The organism is Microbacterium sp. che218 (assembly GCF_040436305.1).
Classification (GTDB): domain Bacteria; phylum Actinomycetota; class Actinomycetes; order Actinomycetales; family Microbacteriaceae; genus Microbacterium; species Microbacterium algihabitans.
The window spans coordinates 485,954-505,606 of record NZ_AP031501.1; the positions used below are offsets into that span (position 1 = coordinate 485,954).

Consider the following 19,653-nt stretch of genomic DNA (forward strand, 5'->3'; position numbering starts at 1 on the left):
GATCGTCACGTGCCCGGGCGTGGGATCCGTCGCCCCGCCGCCCTCGCGCGGGGATACTTCGCGCTGCAGGCCGCGGGAGGCGCTGCCTGGTGGGTCGCCGTGTTCACCGTGCCGTTCGTGCGCGAGGCGACTCTCGGCGACCTCGACCCGGTGGTCGTGGCCGCCCTCGACGTCCCGCTCTTCGTCGTGGCATCCGCCCTCGTCGTCGTGCTGCCCGCCCGCGCCGCGCGGTGGGCCGCGGGCGTGGCGACCCCGTGGACGCTGCTGGTGACGGTCTCGCTCGCGCTGTACGCGACGGTCACGACCCTGGCCGGGTGGGGCGTGATCATCATGATCGCCGCGAGCCGGCTCACTCGTCTGGAACTACGCGATCCGCCCGCACGAGGAGGCCGATCTGATCGCGACCTTCGGAGACGACTACGTCGCGTACCAGCGGACGGTGCGGTGCTGGGTGCCGCGATTCGCCACCCGCTGAACGCGTCGCGTGGTTCGATGGCGTCCGACGGATGCCGGTAGGCTCGACGGCGCTGGGGGCGGTGGCCAAGCTGGTCAAGGCAGCGGGCTCATAACCCGACGATCGTGGGTTCAAGTCCCACCCGCCCTACCGACGCCCTCCCTCAGGTCCTCCTGAGCGGAGGGCTCTCCCTTTCCCGCCGGGCTTCGCGTCGGCGGGCTGCGGCCGGATGTCGGAGGTCGTCGCTACCTTCATCCGCGTGGCGGAACGAGTGCAGGCCTGGTGGGCGCGACGGCAGTGGTCGAAGGGGGCTGAGGTGCCCTACGCGGTGGGGTCGTATCGCGAGTCGTGGGCGGCGTTCCCCGCGCTGATGCGGCAGTACCACCCCGACCTCAACGCCGGCATCGCGCTCAGCCAGGTACCGCCCGCCGCCGATGTGCTGCTGCTGTGGCAGTGCGACGTGGGGCACCGGTTCGCCGCGACTCCCAGTGAACAGCGCCTGCGGCCCGGGCGCGAGAGACGGCGCAGCGCGTGGTGTCCCGAGTGCAGCGAGCAGGCGAATCCGACGCGCACGGTGGCCCTGCCCATGCGCGACTCCGTCACCGCGCCCGCCGTCACCGCGAACGCCGTGCTGCGCCCGCGGCGCGTCCGGCGTGCACCGCCCGTGTGCGACAAGACGCCGGCCCTCCCCGTCGGTGAGGCCTTCGTCTCCCCGTGTGCACCGAAGCCCGCGTCGGCCGTCGAAGACCGGCTGCGCGCCGACCTGCACGAGCGGCTCGCCCTGACCCCGGGTCTCAACGCCGTGCGAGTGGCGCGACCGTTCTTCCAGCACCTCGAGGTGTGGCCCGACCTGGTGTTCCCCGAGCTGCGCATCGCGGTCGAGTACGACTCGATCGGCCGGCACGGCCTCGAACACGTCGGAAAGCGCGAGCATGCCGACCGCCGCAAAGACCGAGCCCTGCGGTCCGCGGGGTGGGAGGTCGTGCGATTGCGCACCGGAAAGCTCGAACCGCTCGGTCCCTACGACCTGCAGCTCGCGAACTGGAACCGCGGGGCGCTCGATCGGCTGGTAGAGACGTTCCGCGGCATCCGGGGATCACTCCTCGTCGACGCCTACGTGCGATGAGGTGCGGTGACGGCCGGAGGCGCGATCCCACTCGAGCGAGCGGAACTGCAGGTAGGTGCAGAGGCGAGCGGCGTCGAGCACCACCGAAGCCAGCCCGCCGAGCTCGAGAGCGCTCATGGTCACGTCGTACTCGCGCGAGGGGATCGTCAGCTCCCACACCGGGTCGTCGAACCCACGCGGCTGCATGTAGACCGAGAGGCTCGAGCCCTTCGGCCGCATGATCACCAGACCGGTGTCGAGCTCGCCTTCCGCGTCCTGCGGGGCGACGTCGATGCGGGCGCCGTTGAGCGTCGACGTCCGCAGGTAGTCGTCGACCCACGACTGGAGGAGTTCCCGGCTGCGCCGCGGGGGGAAGCCGGCATCTGTGCTCACCGGCCCATCATCGCACTCTTGTTGTCTGCGGCCGGGGGGGGCATCGGTTCGACGTCGTACCGGAACGGGGCAATCCCGTGCGCCGGTGCGGTCGAGGGACGCAGACTGCACGTATCGCGACCAGAGGGTCCCTGCGACCGGGGGAGCGGGTGCCCTCCCGGCCCCGCTTCGGGTCCGGGGCCAGGAGGGGCGGACGAATCGTCGTCCGCATCGCCAGGTTAGGGGCCGGATCGGTCGTCTTGAGCGACCGGGGCGAATCTTCGGCGCACCTTGCGGCGACCCCGCCCGGTTGGCCGGAGAGCGCAGTCGGTTGCGCGAATCTTGAGGGTCCTGTGCGCGCGGCGTCCCCGGCCGGGAGAAGTTCCCCGCCGATCAGGTCGACTCGCGCGTGTGCAGCACCGGCAGCACGTACGTGCGCTGCACCGGCCGGCTCGCCCCCTCGGTCAAGCGCCCGACCATCGTCTCCACCGCGAGACGCCCGACGTGCTGCTTCGAGGGGCGCAGGGCCGTGATCGGCGGTTCGGCGCTCTCGGCCACCTCGTCGTCGTAGGCGAGGATCGCGAGATCCTCCGGAACGTGCCACCCGTGATCGCGCGCGTACTGCTGCACGAGCACCGCCTGCGGGTCGGAGTGAACGAGCAGCGCCGTGGTCACGGTCGCGCGGCACTGCGCCAGCAGGTCGGCCACGACCTCCTCGCGGGCAGGCGCGTCGAGCGCGTCGAGCGAAGCGTCGACGTCGACCGGGCATTCGAGCCCGAGTTCGGCGATCGAGCGCTCCCACCCGCGCCGCAGCTGCGACGAGGTGGGCGATCCGGCCGAGGTGAGGATCCCGACGCGGGCGTGTCCCCGCGCCGCGAGGTGGTCGGCCGCGAGCGACCCACCGAAGACGTGATCGGTCGTGACCCATTCGAGCTTGGTGAGGGCGAGGGCGGATGCCGCTCGGCGTTCGGCGAGCACGACGGGAAGCGGGAGCGACTCGAGCCAGTGCAGGAAAGCCCGCCCGTCGGCGCCGGTGGTCTCGGGCGCGACGATCAGGCCGTGGAGGCTCCCCGAGTCGACGAGCGAGGCGATCTGCCGTCGCTGGTCGGCCACAGAGTAGCTCGCGCCGCGGAGCACGAGCTGCACGCCGAGCTCGGTGGCGGCGGCGCGGGCGCCGACGATGATGTGGGGCCAGTAGTAGGTGAGCGAGGGGGTGACCATGCCGACGCGGAAGCGGATGGGCGCCGACGTCCGCGCGTCGACGGGAACGCTGGTGTCGAGCCGGCTGCGCAGCGTCGCCCCGCCGTGCACTCGCGTCAGGAGCCCGCGGTCGGCGAGGTGTCCGATGTCGCGTCGGATCGTCAGCTCGGCGACGCCGAGGTCGCGGGCGAGGTCGGCGACCCGAACCGATCCGGTGCGTCGCAACTCGTCGAGGATGCGTTCGCGGCGCGACAACCCGAAAGGCGGAGAACCTGCGCTCATGATCGGACAGCGTAGGGCGATGTACGTATCGATTCAAGAATGATCGATCGTGTTCGTTTCGCTTCCGTTCGACGTCGAGGGTGACCGACGATGTGGGCGGGCACACGGGAGTGCCCCCGCGGCGATCGGAACGGACCGACGCCGCGCCCCCGTCGAAGGAGACTCCCCATGGTCACGGCACCGATCCCCCCGGTTCGACCTCATCCCCGTCGCACAGGCCGCGTGGCGGCGGCGGCCGCGCTCGTCACGGCGACGATGGTCGGCGCGCTTCTCGTTCCGACTGCGGCGCAGGCGGCGGGGGCCGATCCGGTCAGCGTGACGGTGCGCGGCACCGACGTGGCCGCGGCCGCGAAGAACGTCAACGGCCTGACCTTCAAGGGCTTCGGCGTGCTCAGCGCGAACTCCACGAGCGCCCTGCTGCTGGACTACAAGTCGCAGCATCCCGAGAAGTACTGGGAGCTCATCGAGACGCTGTTCGGCGGGGACTTCCCGATCATGAACACGGTCAAGATCGAGATGGGCAATGACCGCAACACCTCGACCGGGCCCAACGCCTCGACGATGCGTTCGCGCGACGAGTACCCCAACGTGCTCCGCGAGCCCGGATTCCAGCTCGCCGCGGATGCCAAGACCGTCGCGCACGGCCCGGTGCACGTCAGCATCCTCCGCTGGAACCGCCCGACGTGGGTGACCAACCACCAGGACCAGTACGTCTGGTTCAAGAACACCACCCTGGCCGCGTACCGGCAGTTCGGCTACATGATCGACTCGATCAACCCCGATGCGAACGAGACCTCCAACCCCGACCTGCAGCTCTACAAGGACTTCTCCGGGTGGCTGCGCAACGACACCAAGGGCTACGAGGGCGCCACCGCGGGCGACCCGAACAACGGCTTCGCCTCGGCGACCGAGCGCGACCTGTACACCTCGATCCGCACGATCGCCGGCGACACGGTCGGCACCCCGCCGGTCGCCCTGGGCGACGGGATGACCGGCAGCGACTCCTCGCTGCGTGACGCCGTCGACATCGTGGGGTTCCACTACAGCAGCGCCGACGACCGCAACGGCAACATGAAGAAGATCGCCGAGCAGCTCGACCGTGAGGTGTGGAATTCCGAGGGCCAGTCGACGTTCTCGAACTCCGCCGACCGCCCGAACAACACCAACAGCAACGAGCAGGGCGGGGTGGGCACCTCGATGGGCGGCCCCGGCAGCGCGCTCGAGATGGGCAACTGGGTCACCACGGGCTTCTCGGCGTCGCGCCGCACGCTCAACATCTTCCAGCCCGCGATCGGGTCGTTCTACGACGGCTTCCAGTACTCCTCGAAGGAGCTCGTGAACGCGCGCGAGCCCTGGTCGGGCTGGATCTCGTACGACGGCGGACTCGCGGTGCTCGAGCAGTTCACGCAGTTCGCGAAGCTCGGGTGGGAGAACTCCGACAACACGGCCGGCATCTGGCGGGCGATCCCGCAGGCCTCGGGCAGCGAGCTCGGCACGGGCAACCCGCCCAGCGGTGCCCGAGCGGGCGGAGCGTCGTACACGACCCTCGCCGCCCCCGACGGAGCGGACTTCTCGACCGTCATCGTCAACGACAGCTCGTTCACCAAGACCTACCGCGTCGCCGTCGACGGCATGTCGCTGGGCGACGACAAGACCATGGAGGTGTGGGAGACGCGCGCGGCCGATGCGGGGCAGGCGGCGGATGCCAACTACGTCCGGCCTCTCGCCGAGATGGCGCCGGCCGCCGACGGGAGCTACACGGTCACCGTGAAGCCCTGGTCGACGGTGACGGCCACCACCCTCGATCACGCGGAGACGCGTGCCGGGGTGATCGCACCGCGCGAGGGCTTCGGACGCACCGCCCCCGCGACGACGGAGTACACCGCACCCGACGGCGGCCGCGACGTGCTCGACACCGACTCCACCGGCAACGTCAACGGGGTGACCGACGACGCGTACCTATACGCCGACGACTTCGACTACCGCGGCACGGGCGACATCCAGGGCTACGACCCCGACACGCGCACCCTCGTGGGCAGCGGCGAGGGCTATCTCTCCAGCAGGGGAGCGGCCGACAAACCCTCGGGCACCCCGAGCGTGCAGGCCGAGGATCAGGGCGCGACTCCGCGCTACACCAACGACACGAACGGCGCGTTCGAGTCGGTCGCGACCTCCGACGCCGCGCACGGGCGCGTGCTGCGCCAGCAGATCGGTTCAGGCATGGCCGGCGGCGCCTGGAACGGCGGCGACCCCAAGACGACCATCGGCGACGCCCGCTGGGCCAACTACGTGGTCGGCGCCGACGTGATGTTCGAGGCCGACGGGGCGCAGTACGCCACCATCGGCGCACGCGAGCAGGGCGGCACCGCGAACGGTCAGGCCGTGTCGGCCGCCGAGCTGCGCGTCGAGCCCACCGGGGCGTGGTCTCTCCAGCGCTACGGCACGGTGCTCTCCACCGGCAACGCCTCGACGACGGCGGGTGTCGACTTCCGCACCGGCTCGGGCGTGTGGAACCGCATCGCCGTGAAGGTCGCGGGCGATGTGTACACCGCGCAGATCAACGGGGTCGACGTGGCCTCGTACACGGATGCCGCGCCCCAGGCGACCGGACGCATCCAGCTCGGGTCGAGCTTCACCTTCGTGCGCTTCGACAACCTCACCGTCGAGACCGTGCCCGGCTACACGCCGTACTACACCCAGATCATCGACGGCATGCACCAGAGCAGCTGGAGCGACACCTCGGCATCCGTTCTGCGCTTCGACGACGGATGGAGCCACGTCAACGGCCAGGGCATGTTCGAGTGGCAGCGCACCGCGTCGAAGAGCACCCGGCAGGGCGCGACGATGGCCTACACGTTCGAGGGAACCGGCCTCGACATCATCGGCACCAACTCGGGCGCACCGACCCTCGACGTGATCGTCGACGGCGAGCAGCTCGTCACCGCGGCGCCGACCCTGGCCGCGGGCAGCGAACGCACCGCGTACATGCTGCGGGGGCTGCGCACCGGCACCCACGCGGTCGAGGTGCGCACCGCCAATGCCGACGCGCTGAACGTCGACGCGGTGGGGGTCGTCACGGCGAACGCCGACGCGAGCAGGGTCGACACCACGGCTCTGGGCGCACGTGTGGACACGGCATCCGCCCTCGACGAAGCCGAGTACAGCGTCGACTCGTGGGCGCGACTGCAGTCGACGCGCGACGCCGCGCGCGACGCGGTCGCCGATCCGGGCGCGTACGGGCTCGACGCCGAGGGCGCCCGCGCTCTGGAGGCGCGTTTGGCGACAGCCGTGGATCAGCTCACCCCGCGCGACGTCAGCGACGACGTGAAAGACGTCGGAACCCTCTCGATGACCCTGCCGGGTCGGACCCTCCCCACGACGGTCTCGCTCGAGGGCGCGGATGCCGCTGTCACCTGGACCGCGGGTTCGGTGACCGCGGCGGGCGCCGCTGCCGAGCTGAGCTCGTTCACGGCGACGGGACGCACCACCGAGAAGACCTCGGCGGGCGTGTACCAGCGCCTCACGGCGACGGTGCTGACCCTGCCGGCCGATCTGACGTACTTCATCGATTCCGGTTCGTCGGGTGCGGCCGCCGGCTCGGCGTTCGCCACCGCGAAGGCGGCGTTCCCCGACCTGCGCAACGACAGCGCCGACCAGAAGTGGGACGGAACCAGCACGGCCGCGACCTGGGGCTACGCGACCTCCGCGACGACCATCGCGGCCGGCTCACCCACCGACTGGGGCTCGTCGTACGTCGGTGCCGACTTCACCAAACCGATCGTCTACAACCTCACCCTGCCCGCCGGCTCGTACAACATCGTCGCCGTGCAGGCCCCGCGGGCCGGTCTGACGACCAATGTCTACAGCAAGGTGCGGGCGCCCGGGGCCGCCGAGACCACGCAGTCCGCGGTCTCGAACGGCGCCGCCACGCCGGTCGCGCAGCGGGTGAACGTGTCGACCGACGGCGTGGTGCGTCTGGAGTTCGGCACCACGGGCACCTCGGGCTACAACGCCCGTCTCGCCCTCGTCTACGTGCAGGCACTTCCCCGCGATCTGGGCATGGTCGGAACGCTGAAGGCCGACGACGAGCTGCCCGCCACGGTCACGGTCGACGGCGTCGACAAGGCCGTGACCTGGGATGCCGACTCGGCCGCCCAGAAGCGCACCGAGCTGCGCAAGCTCGTGCTCACCGGTCGCTTCACCGAGGGCGGTCAGAAGGTCGTCGCCGCCTACGAGGTGATCCCCGCGGGGCTCGTGTACTACATCGACTCCGGAACCGGCACGACCCCCTCGCCGCAGTTCACCGCGGTCCAGAAGGCCGTACCGACGCTGCGCAACGACAAGGTCGATCAGGTCTCGACCTCCGCCGACCAGTGGGGATACGTCGCCGACGGCATGAAGGTGAAGGGCTCGACCGACATCACCGACAAGTTCTCGACCGGTCTCTATCAGGACACCACGCGGCTCACCTACCGTCTGCCGCTGCCCGCGGGGCAGTACACGCTGACCGGCGGGTTCACCGAGTGGTGGGGTCTGAACCGCACGATGAACCACACCGTGTCGGTCGGCGGAACCGAGCTCGCCAAGGGCAACGTGCCGCTGACCGGGGTGAGCGGACCGCTCACCGGCGACCTCACCTTCACCCTCAGCGAGGCGGCGACCGTCGACTACGTCATCACCAACGAGGGCGCGGGCAGCGAGAAGCCCGTCATCTCGTGGCTCGCCGTGAAGGACACGACCCGGGCGACGGCGCCGCAGAACGTCTCCGCGACCGCGGCGTCCGACACGTCGATCACCGTCGCGTGGGAGGCCCCGGCCCAGACGGGTGCCGTGCTGTCGGGGTACCGGGTCTACGAGGCCGGCGGCACCGAGCCCGTGTGCGAGGTCGCCGAGGCCACGTGCACGTTGTCCGACCTCGCGCCCGGCTCGGCCCACGCCTTCGAGGTGGCGGCCGTCAACGCCGTCGGCGAGGGCGACCGCTCGGCGGCGACGCCGACGATCACCCTGCCCGAGGTCCCCTCGAACGACGGGGCCACCGCCGCACCCGGCACGGGCGTGCTCTCGTCGAACGACGGCTGGGACACGGGCCTGAAAGACGGCACGTTCCAGCTGACGATGAACCTGTGGTGGGGCTCGAACGGCTCGCTGTTCAAGCTGTACCGCAACGACGAGCTCGTTGCGACCATGCCCCTGTCGATGGCGACGCCGAACGCGCAGAAGAGCGTGGTCGAGATCGCCGGGCTCGGCAACGGCACGTACCAGTTCACGGGTGAGCTGGTGAACTCGAAGGGGACGACGGCGACCAAGCCGCTCACGGTCAAGGTGACGGATGCTGCTCCCGGCCAGCCCGTGCTCTCGTCCGACAACAGCGACCGCGACGGGGCGTACTCCCTGACGGCGAACCTGTGGTGGGGCACGAACGCCACCTCGTACCGCCTGCTCGAGAACGACGTCGAGATCGCGTCGGGGGCGCTCGCCGCGGCGACGCCCGCCGCGCAGAAGGTGGTCGTGCCCGTCACCGGCCGGGCGATCGGCACGTACACCTACACGGTCGAGTTCGTGAACGCCGGGGGAGCGACCACGAGCGCTCCGCTGAAGGTGGTCGTCGCGAAGTAGCACGACGCGAGATCGCCCCGCGGGTGCCTGCTGAGGCGTCCGCGGGGCGATCTGCGCGTATCGGGGCGCGTCCCGTGACGCCCCAGACGCAGGGTTAGGAGCCGTGCGCCTCCTCCGACACCGGCTGCCACTCGCGCCACGTCTTCAGACGCGACTCATAGTCGCGCTCGGCGATGCCGAGGGGCGCCTTGCCGAAGAAGATGCGCAGCGGCGGGTTCTCGGCATCCACCACCTTCAGAATGGCGGCACGCGTGGCCTCGGGCTTTCCGGGGTCGGCTGCCGACGGACGCTTCGCCGCCTGCTCGCGCACCGCCGCGTACGCCTCGATCTCGTCGCTGCGCTTCGCCGACGGACCCGACCAGTCGGTGGAGTACCCGCCGGGCTCGATCAGGGTGACGTGGATGCCGAAGTCGGCGACCTCCTGCGAGAGCGACTGCGACAGTCCTTCGAGGGCCCACTTCGACGCGTGGTAGGCGCCGACGGTCGGGAACGCGCTGATTCCGCCGATGCTCGACACCTGGATGATGTGGCCCGAGCCCTGCTCGCGCATGATCGGCAGAGCGGCCTGGGTGACCCACAGGGCGCCGAAGAAGTTCGTCTCGAGCTGCGCGCGCACCTCGTCTTCGGTGAGCTCCTCGACCATGCCGAAGTGTCCGAATCCAGCGTTGTTGACGACCACGTCGAGCGCGCCGAACTTCTCGTGCGCCTTCCGGATCGCGTCGATATCGGCCGCGCGATCGGTGACGTCGAGCTGCAGCGCGAGGAACGCGTCGGGGTAGGTGTCGACGAGCTCCTGCACGTCGTCGAGGTTGCGGGCCGTTCCCGCGACGTTGTCTCCGCGCTCCAGGGCCGCCTCGGCCCACTCGCGGCCGAAGCCCTTGGATGCGCCGGTGATGAACCAGGTCTTGCTCATGAGTGTCCTCCGAGGAGATGAGGGGGGTGAACGCGAGCGACGGTACGCCGCGTTCTTCAGCCCTCGTGACGGCTTGACACTCCGCCGCGGGCGGTCGCGCTCCCGCTCTCGACGGTTCGGGGCGGAATCCTCACCTCGGGGCGTGAAAACGACGCCCCGAACGGAGGATTCCGCCCCGGAACCCGCTATCGCGCAGCCACCGCCGCGACCTCGCCCGGCCCGGGCAGGATCTCGCGCAGCAGGTCGTCGACCGTCACCACGCCGAGCAGTCGCTCGTCGTCGACCACCGTCGCCAGCTGCACGCGGCCGCGGCGCATGCGCGCGAGGGCGTCGTACGCGGATGCCGTGGGCTCGAGCACCAGCGGTTCGCGGGCGATCTCGAGGGCCGGGGTCGAGGGGTCGACGGCCAGGGTGTCGCGCACATGAGCGACGCGCGAGCTCGCGCCCGCCCCGACCAGGATGCGCAGGTGCGTCGACGAGGCGGCGACGGCCTGGATGTCGGCCGCCGTGGCATCCGCCGAGACGGCCGTGGGGGAGCGGTCGGTGCGCACGATGTCGCCGACGGTGAGCGTGCCCAGCGCGATCGCCTGCGCGATCGGCTCGGAGTACTGCTTCTCGAGCGTTCCGGCCTGGCGCGAGTGCGCGACGAGCTCGCGGATCGTGTCGGCGTCCTGGCCACCGGCTGCGGCCTTGTCGACCGGCTCGACACCCGAGGCCTTCACGAGCCGGTTCGCGATGTGGTTGATCCACAGCAGGAACGGGCGCAGCGGCCAGGTGAGGGCACGGGCCAGGATGCCGGTGGCCTTCGCCGCCGTCTCGGGGTGGGCGATCGCCCACGACTTCGGCGCCATCTCGCCGATGACGAGGTGGAGGAACGTGACCACGATGAGCGCGAGCATGAACGCGATGATGTCGGCCAGCACGTAGGGCAGGCCCCACGCCTCGAACACGGGCGCGAGCGCGTAGTCGATGGCCGGCTTGGTGATGGCACCGAGCAAGAAGGTGCAGGCCGTGATGCCGAGCTGCGCGAACGCGAGCATGACGGTCAGCTCGTTCACTCCGCGCAGGGCGGCACGGGCCGACGCGCTGGTCGCGGCTTCCTCTTCGAGGCGGTGGCGGCGAGCGGCGAGCAGGGCGAACTCGACGATGACGAAGAAGGCGCTCGCGATGATGAGCGCGGTGGTGATCAGGGCCACGGTCCAGCCGTTCATCGGGTCACCTCCTCGTCGCGGGTCGGCTCTTCGACCGCGTCACGGTCCACCTCGTGCAGCTGCACACGCAGTTGCGAGGGCACGTGCCGGTCGACGGCGACCACCTCGACGGCGAGCCAGCGGTCGATGTCGAGCCCCTGGATGGTCTCGCCGGCGCGCTCGGGCAGGTCGATGCGCACGACGCTGCCCACGGCGGGGAGGTCGCCGTGCGCGTCGATCACGAGCCCGGCCACGGTCTCGATGTCGCTCTCGGCGAGGTCGTGCCCGATGAGACGCTCGAGTTCGTCGAGGTGCAGGTCGCCCGGAACGCTCCAGGCGTCGTCGCCGACCGACGAGACCTCGCTCACCTCGGCGTCGTGCTCGTCGGAGAGCTCGCCGATGACCTCCTCGGTCAGGTCTTCGATGGTGAGGATCCCGTCGAAGTTGCCGTACTCGTCGACCACGCACGCGAGTTCGTTGCGCGAGCGTCGCATGCGGTCCAGGGCCACCGGCAGCTGCATCGAGGTGGGGATGACGACGGCGCTGCGCATGACGGATGCCACGGGGGCGTCGTCGGAGGGCTGCTCGCGCAGCAGGTCGATGAGCTCGACCACGCCGACGGGGGAGTCCTCGTCGCCGATCACGGGATAGCGGGTGTGGCCGGTGGCCATCAGCGCGCGCACCTCGCCGACGGTCGTGTCGGGGGTGACCGAGTCGACCTGAGAGCGCGGCACCATGGCGTGCTCGACGTCGCGCTGGGGGAAGTCGAGGATGCGGTCGATGATCATCGACAGGTCGTCGGGCAGGTCGCCGCTCTGGCGCGACTCCTCGATGATCGCCTCGAGGTCGCGCGCGGTCGCGCTCTCGTCGACGTCTTCGAGCGGCTCGATGCGCAGCAGGCGCAGCAGCGCATTGGCCGCCAGATCGAACACCGTGATCAACCAGCCGAACATCAGCAGGTAGATGCGGGTGGGCACCGCGAGGGCCCGGGCCAGGGGCTCGGGGTTCGCGATGGCGAGGTTCTTGGGGTACAGCTCACCGAAGATCATCGTCACCACCGTCGCCAGCAGAAGCGCACCGACGGTGCCGATGAGCACCGAGACGGTCGGGTCGACGCCCACCCCGCCCAGCAGCGTGCCGATCGACTGACCGATGAGGGGTTCGGCGACGTATCCGATCAACAGGCCGGTCACGGTGATTCCCAATTGGGCGCCCGAGAGCATGAATGACGTGCGCTTGGTGATCGCCAGAACGCGCTTCGCCTGCGCGTCGCCCTTTTCGGCTCTCGCGGTCAGACGCGAGCGGTCGACGGACATGTAGGCGAATTCCTGCGCGACGAAGAATCCGCAAGCGACGATGATCGCCAAGGTCACGATAATCCCCAACAGAAGCGTCAGGGCCGCAGCCAGCATTAGATCTCACCCCCTCTCCGGAAGAGGGGGCTCGAAGATCGGCCCTCCTGGTCGGTGGAGGTGCGGTGAGGGCTCACGGGGGTTGTCTCTCTCGTGGGTCGGTGATCACTGATCTCTTCGACTTTATCGAGCGAAGCGAAGCCGATTCTGAGGATTCACCTCGATGATGGATGAAGGGATACACCGTAAGTCCAGATCGGTGCCACAATGATGGGGCCCCCATTGCTGCGCTTCCCGGCGCGGTCCCCCCGCAACACAGGTGCGATCCGTCGCGCCGGAAAAGGACCAGTAATGGGACGCCTCATCTACCGCGACCGTGCCGCGTTCGACATCGACGACCGCATCCTCGCCCACCTCCGCATCGTCGTGATGAACAAGTTGCGACGCAACGAGGGATTCATGCTCCAGCTGCCCGTCAATGAGGGCGTGCGGCAGGCGAGTCTGTGGATCCACGCCTCGAACGCCCTCGTCATGCAGTTCTACGGCGGCCGCGAGCCCGTGATCGATCGCGCTCTCGTCGACCAGATGATGCACGACGCGAGCGGCGCCGACGGCCTCACGCTCACCGCGGCGGGCATCGCCCCGCAGACCGCACCCGTGCGTCAGCCCGTCGCTCGAACGGCGCACTGACGCTCAGGCAAGCGGGAGCTCGACCTCGAATCGGGCTCCCGCCGCCGTCGGCACGCATCTGACCTCGCCGCCGTGTGCGCGGGCGATGCCGCGCGCGATCGGCAGCCCGAGTCCGACTCCGGCCGCCGAGGTGCGCGAGGAGTCGAGCCGCACCATGCGGTCGAAGATGCGCTCGCGCTGATCCACGGGCACCCCGGGTCCGTCGTCGGTCACGGCGACCACGGCGAGGTGATCCCGGATGCCGAGCTCCAGCGTCACCGCACCCGTGCCGCCCGTCGCCCGCGCGGCGTTCTCGACGAGGTTCGACAGCACCTGCGTGAGGCGGTCGACGTCGACGCGGGCGGGGACCGCGGCATCCGGCATCCGTAGATCCACTCGCATCGAGGGATGCACGAGGGGGATCCGTTCGGCTTCGGTGCGCACGACCTCCCGCAGGTCGACATCGACACGCTCGAGTTCGAGCCCGCGGTCGACGCGGGCCATCGTGAGCAGGTCGTCGACCAGACGCGAAGCGCGGGCCGCCTCGCGTGCCACCTGTGTCGCGAGCACCTCGCGCTCGGGCCCGTCGAGATCGGCGCGCACGAGCGTGTCGGCAGCGGCTCGGATGCCGGCGACCGGCGTGCGCAGCTCGTGTGCCGCGTCGGAGAGGAAGGCCCGCAGCCGCGCCTCGGCCTCGCGCGCGGTCTGCTCGGCTCCCACGACGTCGTCGAGCATGTCGTCGAGGGCGGTCGCCACGCGTCCGATCTCAGTGTCGGGGCGCGTCGGCCGCAGACGCCGCTCGCGCTCTCCCGCTCCGATCGCCCGCGCGACGTCGGACACCCGGTCGAGAGGTCGCAGACTCCGGCGCACCACGATCGTGACGGCGCCCGCGGCGATCACGAGCACGCCCACCGAGGCGATCGCGAGGATCCAGCGCACCTGCGCGAGCGTGTCACCGACGCCGACCGCCGACGCCGTGAGCGTAAGGGTCGAGCCGTCGCTCAAGGTCGACTGCAGCGTCACCAACTGGTCGTCGCCCGAGAGCGCCGAGGCGGTGACGGTCACGTCGCTCGAGGCGCTCGGCTGCGGCTGCGACCGCTCGCCGGGACTCCCGCCGGGGCCGCCGCCCGGGCCCGGAGGACCGTCGCGCAACTGCTCGGGACTCGGCCCCGCCACCACCGAGTCCCCGCCCGCGCTGTCGATGCGCACCGCGAGTCCCTGATCCGACAACCGCTCGGCGAGGTCGGTGTCGTCCACGACCCCCACGAGAGAGGCGGCCGCGGCCGCCCGGTCGCGCAGACGGTCTTCGATCTGGCCGCGCAGGCGCGCCCCGAGGGCCACGTCGACGACCACCGCGAGCACGACCAGCAGCACCGCCACCAGCGCGAGCACCGCGACGATCGTGCGGCGCCGCAGCGATCCGGTGCGCAGGGGAGAGCCCTCGCGGCCGACGGCGGCGCTCACGCGGCACTCAGCCGGTAGCCGAGGCCGCGAACGGTATGGATGAGGCGCGGGCCGTGCTGCTCCATCTTGCGACGCAGAGCGCTCAGGTGCACCTCGACGAGATTGGGGTCGTAGTCGTCGAATCCCCACACCTGTGTGAGGATCTGCGCCTTCGACAGCGTGCGACCGCGACTGTCGGCGAACAGGTGCAGCAGGCGGAACTCCGTCGCCGTCAGATCGAGCAATGATCCCGCTCGATGGGCCGTCGCGGCATCCGGATCCACGACGAGATCGCCCACCGCGATCGTCTGGGGCAGCCGCCCGCGGCGGCGCAGCACCGCCCCCGTCCGCGCGACCAGCTCCGCCATGGTGAACGGCTTGACCACGTAGTCGTCCACTCCCTCGGCGAATCCGCGCAGGCGGTCGTCGACCTCGTCGCGCGCCGTCAGCATGATGACGGCGGTGTCGCCCGCGGTGTGGATGACGGGCAGCAGCCGGATGCCGCTCGGCCCCGGCATCATCCAGTCGAGCACCACGAGGTCGGGGCGAAAGGCGGCCAACCGCTCCGAGAGATCGAGGCCGTCGGGCGCGGCGTCGACGACGTAGCCGTCGGCGCGGAGGGCGACCGTGACGGCGGTGCGGATCGTCTCGTCGTCGTCGAGGACGAGCACGCGGGCAGGAGCAGACATCCGCCCGACGCTACGGCCCGGCGCTGAACGGGCGTTATGGCTTGCATATGCGATGCCCCGACCCTCACCGACTTCAGGTTCGCTTCAGTCCCGCCGCGAAATGTGGAACTCGAGCCGGTGAACGCCACCGGCGGAGAGCGAGAACCATGAACGACGACAACCCCACCCAGCCGTTGCCGCGGTTCGACGAGGCCCCCGAGCCCCGCCGCCGCTCGTGGCGTCGCCCCGCGCTGATCGCGGGCGCGGTCATTGTCGCCGCGGGCCTGACGGGCGGTTCAGCCGCCCTCGCCGCGCAGACGAACACCCCGCTGACGCTGGCGACCTCGGCACCGAGCGCCGACGGCGGATCCACCGGACCCGGCGCCGCGACCCCGGGCACGGGCACCCCCACGCCCGGCTCGAGCGCCACCCCCGGCGCCACTCCGAGCGACGCGCCCACCGGAGCCCCCGCCGACGGCACGGCCCCGGCCGCCCCGACCGCCCCCGCCGACGGGTCCGGCCCGGGCGAGTGCGGGCCTGGCGGCCCCGCGGGTCCCGGCCACGGCCCCGGTGCTCCCGGCGCCGAGAAGCCGACCCCGCCGGCCGACGGTACGGCTCCGACCCCGCCCGCCGAGGGCGAGAAGCCGACGCCTCCCGCCGACGGCGAGAAGCCCACGCCTCCCGCCCCGCCGACAGACGGCACGGCACCCACCCCGCCCGCGGACGGCTCGGCGCCCACGCCCCCGGCCGACGGCACCGCCCCCGCCCAGCCCGGCAGCTGAGCACCACCGCGCTGGCCGACGCGCCGCACCTTGCGTGCACCGCCCGGTCAGCCCCGGACGTGAGCACCACCGCGCTGGCCGACGCGCCGCACCTCGTGTGCTCCGCCCGGTCAGCCCCGGACGTGAGCACCACCGCGCTGGCCGACGCGCCGCACGTCATGTGCAGCGCGCGGTCGGCGCGGTGCGGCACGATCGGGGGGTGGCGAACACTCGTACGCGGCCGAGCCGACCTCGTCGTCCGCCCGTCCGGCGGCGTCGCCCCACCGCCCGTGCCCGGCAGCTCCGTCGCCGTCGCATCACCTTCGGCATCGTCGCGGCTGCTCTGGTCTCTCTCGTCGTACTGGCCGTCATCCCGCTGGTCTCCCTCACCAGTGCGTGGACGACGGCGTGGAACACCGAGCAGCGTCGTCAGGCGATCGACCTGTCGAGCTTCGACCCGGGCACTCTGATCAGCGACGACGCCTTCTACGACGGCAACGCCATGACCGCCGACGACATCCAGAGCTTCCTCGACGATCAGGTGGGGGAGTGCCGCAATGACTCCTGCCTGTCGGTGCTGCGCACGGATCTCCCCGCGCGAGGTCCGGTCGTGTCGGATGCCACGGGCCAGACCGTCTGCGACGGCTATGACGGCGGCTCGCTCACGGCGGCCGAGATCATCGACCGCGTCCAGCGCGCGTGCGGGATCTCGGCGAAGGTGATCCTCGTCACGTTGCAGAAGGAGCAGAGTCTCGTCGCCGGACGCGTCGCACGCTCGCCGTCCGCCGAGCAGCTCGGTGCGGCGATGGGCGCCCGCTGTCCCGACGACGCGGCGTGCGACCCGGGCATCGCGGGCTTCGCCCAGCAGGTCGCGCAGGGCACCACCGACCTCAAGACGTACAGCGCCTCGAACTTCATGCGTCAGCCCGGCACCCACTACCTCGCGTATTCGCCCGATCCCGCGTGCGGGGGCTCCGACGTCGCCATCACCAACGAGGCCACGGCGGCGCTGTACAACTACACGCCCTACCAGCCGAACCCCGCAGCCCTCGCGGCGCGCTGGGGCACGGGAGACGAGTGCTCGTCGTACGGCAACCGCAACTTCGCGCTGTACTGGGCACTCTGGTTCGGCTGAGCACTGAGGTCCCTGAGCCTGTCGAAGGGCCCGGAAGCCGCGCGCCGCCTCCCCACGCCGCACCCAGGTCCCTGAGCCTGTCGAAGGGACCGGACCCCACAACTCAACGCGCGCAACCCAGGTCCCTGAGCCTGTCGAAGGGCCCGGAAGCCGCGCGCCGCCGCCCCACGCCGCACCCAGGTCCCTGAGCCTGTCGAAGGGCCCGACCCCCACAACTCAACGCGCGCAACCCAGGTCCCTGAGCCTGTCGAAGGGACCGGAAGCCGCACAGTCCCGCCCCACGCCGCACCCAGGTCCCTGAGCCTGTCGAAGGGACCGGAAGCCGCACAGTCCCGCCTCACGCCGCACCCAGGTCCCTGAGCCTGTCGAAGGGCCCGAACCCCACAGCCCCACGCGCGGAACCCAGGTCCCCGAGCCCGTCGAAGGCCCCGCACCCCCGCGCCAGACGCACATCGGAACCACAGTGTTGTGATTTCGTTATGAGCGGGCGATAATGGCCGGGACAACCGAACAATCGCCACACTCCATCACAGGTCGTAGGGGAAGACGTACCTGACGAAGGAGAGACCATGGCGATCACGTCTTCGCGCGGAGTGATCTTGATCCACTCCGCGCCCCGCGCGTTGTGCCCCCACCTCGAGTGGGCGGTAGGACGTGCCCTCGGCCGTGCCGTCAACTTCGACTGGGCCGAGCAGCCTGTACTGACGGGCAGCCGCCGCGCGGAGTTCTACTGGGAGGGTCCGGTGGGTTCCGGTGCGGCTCTCGCCAGTGCCATCCGCGGCTGGGAGCACCTGCGTTTCGAGGTGAGTGAAGACCCCACGCCCCGCAGCGACGGCGGTCGCTGGATGCACACGCCGGGTCTCGGCATCCACTTCGCTCAGACCGATGCGGCCGGCAACGTCGTCATCGGCGAAGACCGGGTGCGCTACGCCATGGAGGTCGCCGCCGGCGATGCGTTCGAGCTGCAGCGCGAGCTCGACGTCGCGCTCGGCTCGGCCTGGGACGAAGAACTCGAACCTTTCCGGCACGCCGGTGACGACCAGCAGATCGTCTGGCTCCACAAAGTGGGCTGAACGCGTCTGCCTCATGCGTCGGACGGGGGAGGCGCCACTACCGGAGGCCGGTGTTCATACCCGGCACCGGGACCGCGTATCCCTCGCCTGACATGCAGAACGCCCCCTGGCATCCCCGATCGCAGTCGGGGGGATGCCAGGGGGCGTTCTCCTGCGGTCAGACCGAAGCGATCGCGACGACGGCGTTGTGACCGCCGAAGCCGAACGAGTTGCTGATGGCCAGCTGGTCACCGGCGCCGAGCTCCACGGGCGAGCCCGAGAGCGCGAAGGGAACGTCGGGGTCCTGCTCGGTCAGGTTGATCGTGGGGGGCGCGACGCGGTTCTGCAGGGCGAGCACCGTGAAGATGGCCTCGAGAGCCCCCGTGCCACCCAGCAGGTGACCGGTCGACGCCTTGGTCGCCGAGACGGGGATCTCGTCGACGCGGTCGCCGAACACGGCGCGCAGGGCCTTGTACTCGTTCGGGTCGCCGACGGGGGTCGAGGTGGCGTGGGCGTTGATGTGAGTGACGTCGTCGACCGACGCGCCCGCCATCTCGAGCGCCAGGTGGACGGCGCGCGCGGCGCCGTGCCCCTCGGGGTCGTTCGCGGTGATGTGGTACGAGTCGGCGGTGACGCCGCCGCCCACGATCGAGGCGTAGATCTTGGCGCCACGGGCCTTGGCGTGCTCTTCGGTCTCGAGGATCAGCACGCCCGCGCCTTCGCCCATGACGAAGCCGTCACGGTCGACGCTGGCGGGCCGCGACGCGGTCTCGGGCGAGTCGTTGCGCTTCGACAGCGCCTGCATCGACGCGAACGAGGCGATGGTGATCGGGTGGATGGCCGATTCGGTGCCACCGGCGATGACCACGTCGGCGAGGCCGTCGCGGATGTGCTGCACGGCGTTGACGATCGACTCGGTGCTCGAGGCGCACGCCGACGCCACGGTGCGCGCGAAGGCGCGGGCGTTGAAGTGCAGCGAGAGGTTTCCGGCCGCCGCATTCGGCATGAGCATGGGCACCGTCATCGGCATGACGCGACGCGGGCCCTTCTCGCGCAGGGTGTCCCACGCGTCGAGCAGCGTCCAGACGCCGCCGATGCCGGTGGCGAAGTCGACGCCGAGGCGGTCGGGGTCGATGTCGGGGGAGCCGGCGTCTTCCCACGCTTCTTTGGCCGCGACCATGGCGAGCTGCGACGAGGGGTCGAGCCGCTTGGCGACGGGTCGCTCGAGCACGGTCTCGGGACGCACGAGCGCCTCGGCGGCGAAGGTGACGGGCAGGTTGTACTGCTCGACCCACTCGTGCTCGAGGGAACGGGCGCCGGAGGTTCCGGCGAGCAGGGCGGACCAGCTCTCGGGTGCCGTTCCGCCGATGGGCGAGGTGGCTCCGATGCCGGTGACGACGATGCGGGGTGTGCTCATGAGCGAAGAATCCTTGGTGCGGCC

15 protein-coding genes and 1 tRNA gene are annotated in these 19,653 nt (G+C 70.8%); 8 read left to right on the plus strand and 8 right to left on the minus strand.

Annotated features, from left to right (window positions below; translation table 11 throughout):
* Positions 1-9: 9 nt before the first annotated feature.
* The 3 genes from ABXS86_RS16905 to ABXS86_RS02330 all read left to right on the plus strand — a co-directional run bounded on the left by ABXS86_RS16905 (position 10) and on the right by ABXS86_RS02330 (position 1,580).
* A complete protein-coding gene (locus ABXS86_RS16905; RefSeq protein ID WP_409988233.1) occupies positions 10-516 on the plus strand; it encodes a hypothetical protein in 507 nt (168 codons plus the stop codon).
* 14 nt (positions 517-530) lie between these two features.
* Positions 531-604, plus strand: a tRNA-Ile gene (locus ABXS86_RS02325).
* A gap of 109 nt (positions 605-713) precedes the next feature.
* Complete coding sequence (locus tag ABXS86_RS02330) at positions 714-1,580, plus strand: zinc-ribbon domain-containing protein (RefSeq protein ID WP_353665492.1); 867 nt, start codon at positions 714-716, stop codon at positions 1,578-1,580.
* Here ABXS86_RS02330 and ABXS86_RS02335 read toward each other — a convergent pair.
* Entirely contained in the window at positions 1,551-1,952 is a 402-nt protein-coding gene (locus tag ABXS86_RS02335; RefSeq protein ID WP_353665493.1) for a hypothetical protein, read from the minus strand. The two genes, ABXS86_RS02330 and ABXS86_RS02335, sit on opposite strands and share 30 nt — an antisense overlap.
* 372 nt (positions 1,953-2,324) lie before the next feature.
* Positions 2,325-3,413 carry a substrate-binding domain-containing protein gene (locus tag ABXS86_RS02340; RefSeq protein WP_353665494.1) on the minus strand — a complete coding sequence of 363 codons (1,089 nt, stop codon included), beginning with the start codon at positions 3,411-3,413 and terminating at the stop codon, positions 2,325-2,327.
* Positions 3,414-3,581: 168 nt separating this feature from the next.
* Between ABXS86_RS02340 and ABXS86_RS02345 the strand changes: the two genes are divergently transcribed.
* Positions 3,582-9,029, plus strand: coding sequence for a fibronectin type III domain-containing protein (locus ABXS86_RS02345; protein ID WP_353665495.1), 5,448 nt, complete (start codon positions 3,582-3,584; stop codon positions 9,027-9,029).
* A 94-nt stretch (positions 9,030-9,123) separates the two neighbouring features.
* Here ABXS86_RS02345 and ABXS86_RS02350 read toward each other — a convergent pair whose 3' ends face one another.
* The 3 genes from ABXS86_RS02350 to ABXS86_RS02360 form a co-directional block, all read right to left on the minus strand.
* The gene (locus ABXS86_RS02350; protein ID WP_353665496.1) at positions 9,124-9,942 is read right to left on the minus strand and encodes an SDR family oxidoreductase; all 819 of its coding nucleotides are present in this window, start codon (positions 9,940-9,942) and stop codon (positions 9,124-9,126) included.
* Positions 9,943-10,127: 185 nt separating this feature from the next.
* Positions 10,128-11,153 (minus strand): CNNM domain-containing protein, encoded by a 1,026-nt coding sequence (locus tag ABXS86_RS02355; RefSeq protein ID WP_353665497.1) that lies wholly within the window; start codon positions 11,151-11,153, stop codon positions 10,128-10,130.
* On the minus strand, positions 11,150-12,544 hold the full coding sequence (locus ABXS86_RS02360) for a hemolysin family protein (protein WP_353665498.1): 1,395 nt from the start codon (positions 12,542-12,544) through the stop codon (positions 11,150-11,152). Before ABXS86_RS02360 ends, ABXS86_RS02355 begins: the two co-directional genes overlap by 4 nt.
* A 291-nt stretch (positions 12,545-12,835) precedes the next feature.
* Here ABXS86_RS02360 and ABXS86_RS02365 point away from each other — a divergent pair, with 291 nt between their 5' ends.
* On the plus strand, positions 12,836-13,174 hold the full coding sequence (locus tag ABXS86_RS02365; protein WP_307211208.1) for an ATP-dependent DNA ligase: 339 nt from the start codon (positions 12,836-12,838) through the stop codon (positions 13,172-13,174).
* A gap of 3 nt (positions 13,175-13,177) precedes the next feature.
* On the opposite strand, the gene ABXS86_RS02370 is transcribed toward ABXS86_RS02365, so the two are convergent.
* Together ABXS86_RS02370 and ABXS86_RS02375 are read right to left on the minus strand one after the other, a co-directional pair.
* Positions 13,178-14,617, minus strand: coding sequence for a sensor histidine kinase (locus tag ABXS86_RS02370; protein ID WP_353665499.1), 1,440 nt, complete (start codon positions 14,615-14,617; stop codon positions 13,178-13,180).
* Complete coding sequence (locus ABXS86_RS02375; RefSeq protein WP_144833623.1) at positions 14,614-15,285, minus strand: response regulator transcription factor; 672 nt, start codon at positions 15,283-15,285, stop codon at positions 14,614-14,616. The genes ABXS86_RS02370 and ABXS86_RS02375 overlap by 4 nt, the downstream gene beginning before the upstream one ends.
* A gap of 146 nt (positions 15,286-15,431) precedes the next feature.
* On the opposite strand from ABXS86_RS02375, the gene ABXS86_RS02380 reads away from it, so the two are divergent.
* The 3 genes from ABXS86_RS02380 to ABXS86_RS02390 all read left to right on the plus strand — a co-directional run bounded on the left by ABXS86_RS02380 (position 15,432) and on the right by ABXS86_RS02390 (position 18,233).
* On the plus strand, positions 15,432-16,046 hold the full coding sequence (locus tag ABXS86_RS02380) for a hypothetical protein (RefSeq protein ID WP_353665500.1): 615 nt from the start codon (positions 15,432-15,434) through the stop codon (positions 16,044-16,046).
* A gap of 199 nt (positions 16,047-16,245) precedes the next feature.
* On the plus strand, positions 16,246-17,160 hold the full coding sequence (locus ABXS86_RS02385; RefSeq protein ID WP_353665501.1) for a hypothetical protein: 915 nt from the start codon (positions 16,246-16,248) through the stop codon (positions 17,158-17,160).
* Positions 17,161-17,729: 569 nt separating this feature from the next.
* Entirely contained in the window at positions 17,730-18,233 is a 504-nt protein-coding gene (locus ABXS86_RS02390; protein ID WP_144833619.1) for a DUF3145 domain-containing protein, read from the plus strand.
* Positions 18,234-18,390: 157 nt separating this feature from the next.
* Here ABXS86_RS02390 and ABXS86_RS02395 read toward each other — a convergent pair whose 3' ends face one another.
* Positions 18,391-19,629, minus strand: coding sequence for a beta-ketoacyl-[acyl-carrier-protein] synthase family protein (locus ABXS86_RS02395; protein ID WP_144833617.1), 1,239 nt, complete (start codon positions 19,627-19,629; stop codon positions 18,391-18,393).
* Positions 19,630-19,653: the final 24 nt, after the last annotated feature.

Bases quoted from the DNA above. Each gene is read 5' to 3' on its own strand.
- ABXS86_RS02340 (WP_353665494.1), bottom strand. From the start codon at position 3,413: ATGAGCGCAGGTTCTCCGCCTTTCGGGTTGTCGCGCCGCGAACGCATC.
- ABXS86_RS02345 (WP_353665495.1), top strand. From the start codon at position 3,582: ATGGTCACGGCACCGATCCCCCCGGTTCGACCTCATCCCCGTCGCACA.
- ABXS86_RS02350 (WP_353665496.1), bottom strand. From the start codon at position 9,942: ATGAGCAAGACCTGGTTCATCACCGGCGCATCCAAGGGCTTCGGCCGC.
- ABXS86_RS02355 (WP_353665497.1), bottom strand. From the start codon at position 11,153: ATGAACGGCTGGACCGTGGCCCTGATCACCACCGCGCTCATCATCGCG.
- ABXS86_RS02360 (WP_353665498.1), bottom strand. From the start codon at position 12,544: ATGCTGGCTGCGGCCCTGACGCTTCTGTTGGGGATTATCGTGACCTTG.
- ABXS86_RS02365 (WP_307211208.1), top strand. From the start codon at position 12,836: ATGGGACGCCTCATCTACCGCGACCGTGCCGCGTTCGACATCGACGAC.
- ABXS86_RS02375 (WP_144833623.1), bottom strand. From the start codon at position 15,285: ATGTCTGCTCCTGCCCGCGTGCTCGTCCTCGACGACGACGAGACGATC.
- ABXS86_RS02380 (WP_353665500.1), top strand. From the start codon at position 15,432: ATGAACGACGACAACCCCACCCAGCCGTTGCCGCGGTTCGACGAGGCC.
- ABXS86_RS02390 (WP_144833619.1), top strand. From the start codon at position 17,730: ATGGCGATCACGTCTTCGCGCGGAGTGATCTTGATCCACTCCGCGCCC.
- ABXS86_RS02395 (WP_144833617.1), bottom strand. From the start codon at position 19,629: ATGAGCACACCCCGCATCGTCGTCACCGGCATCGGAGCCACCTCGCCC.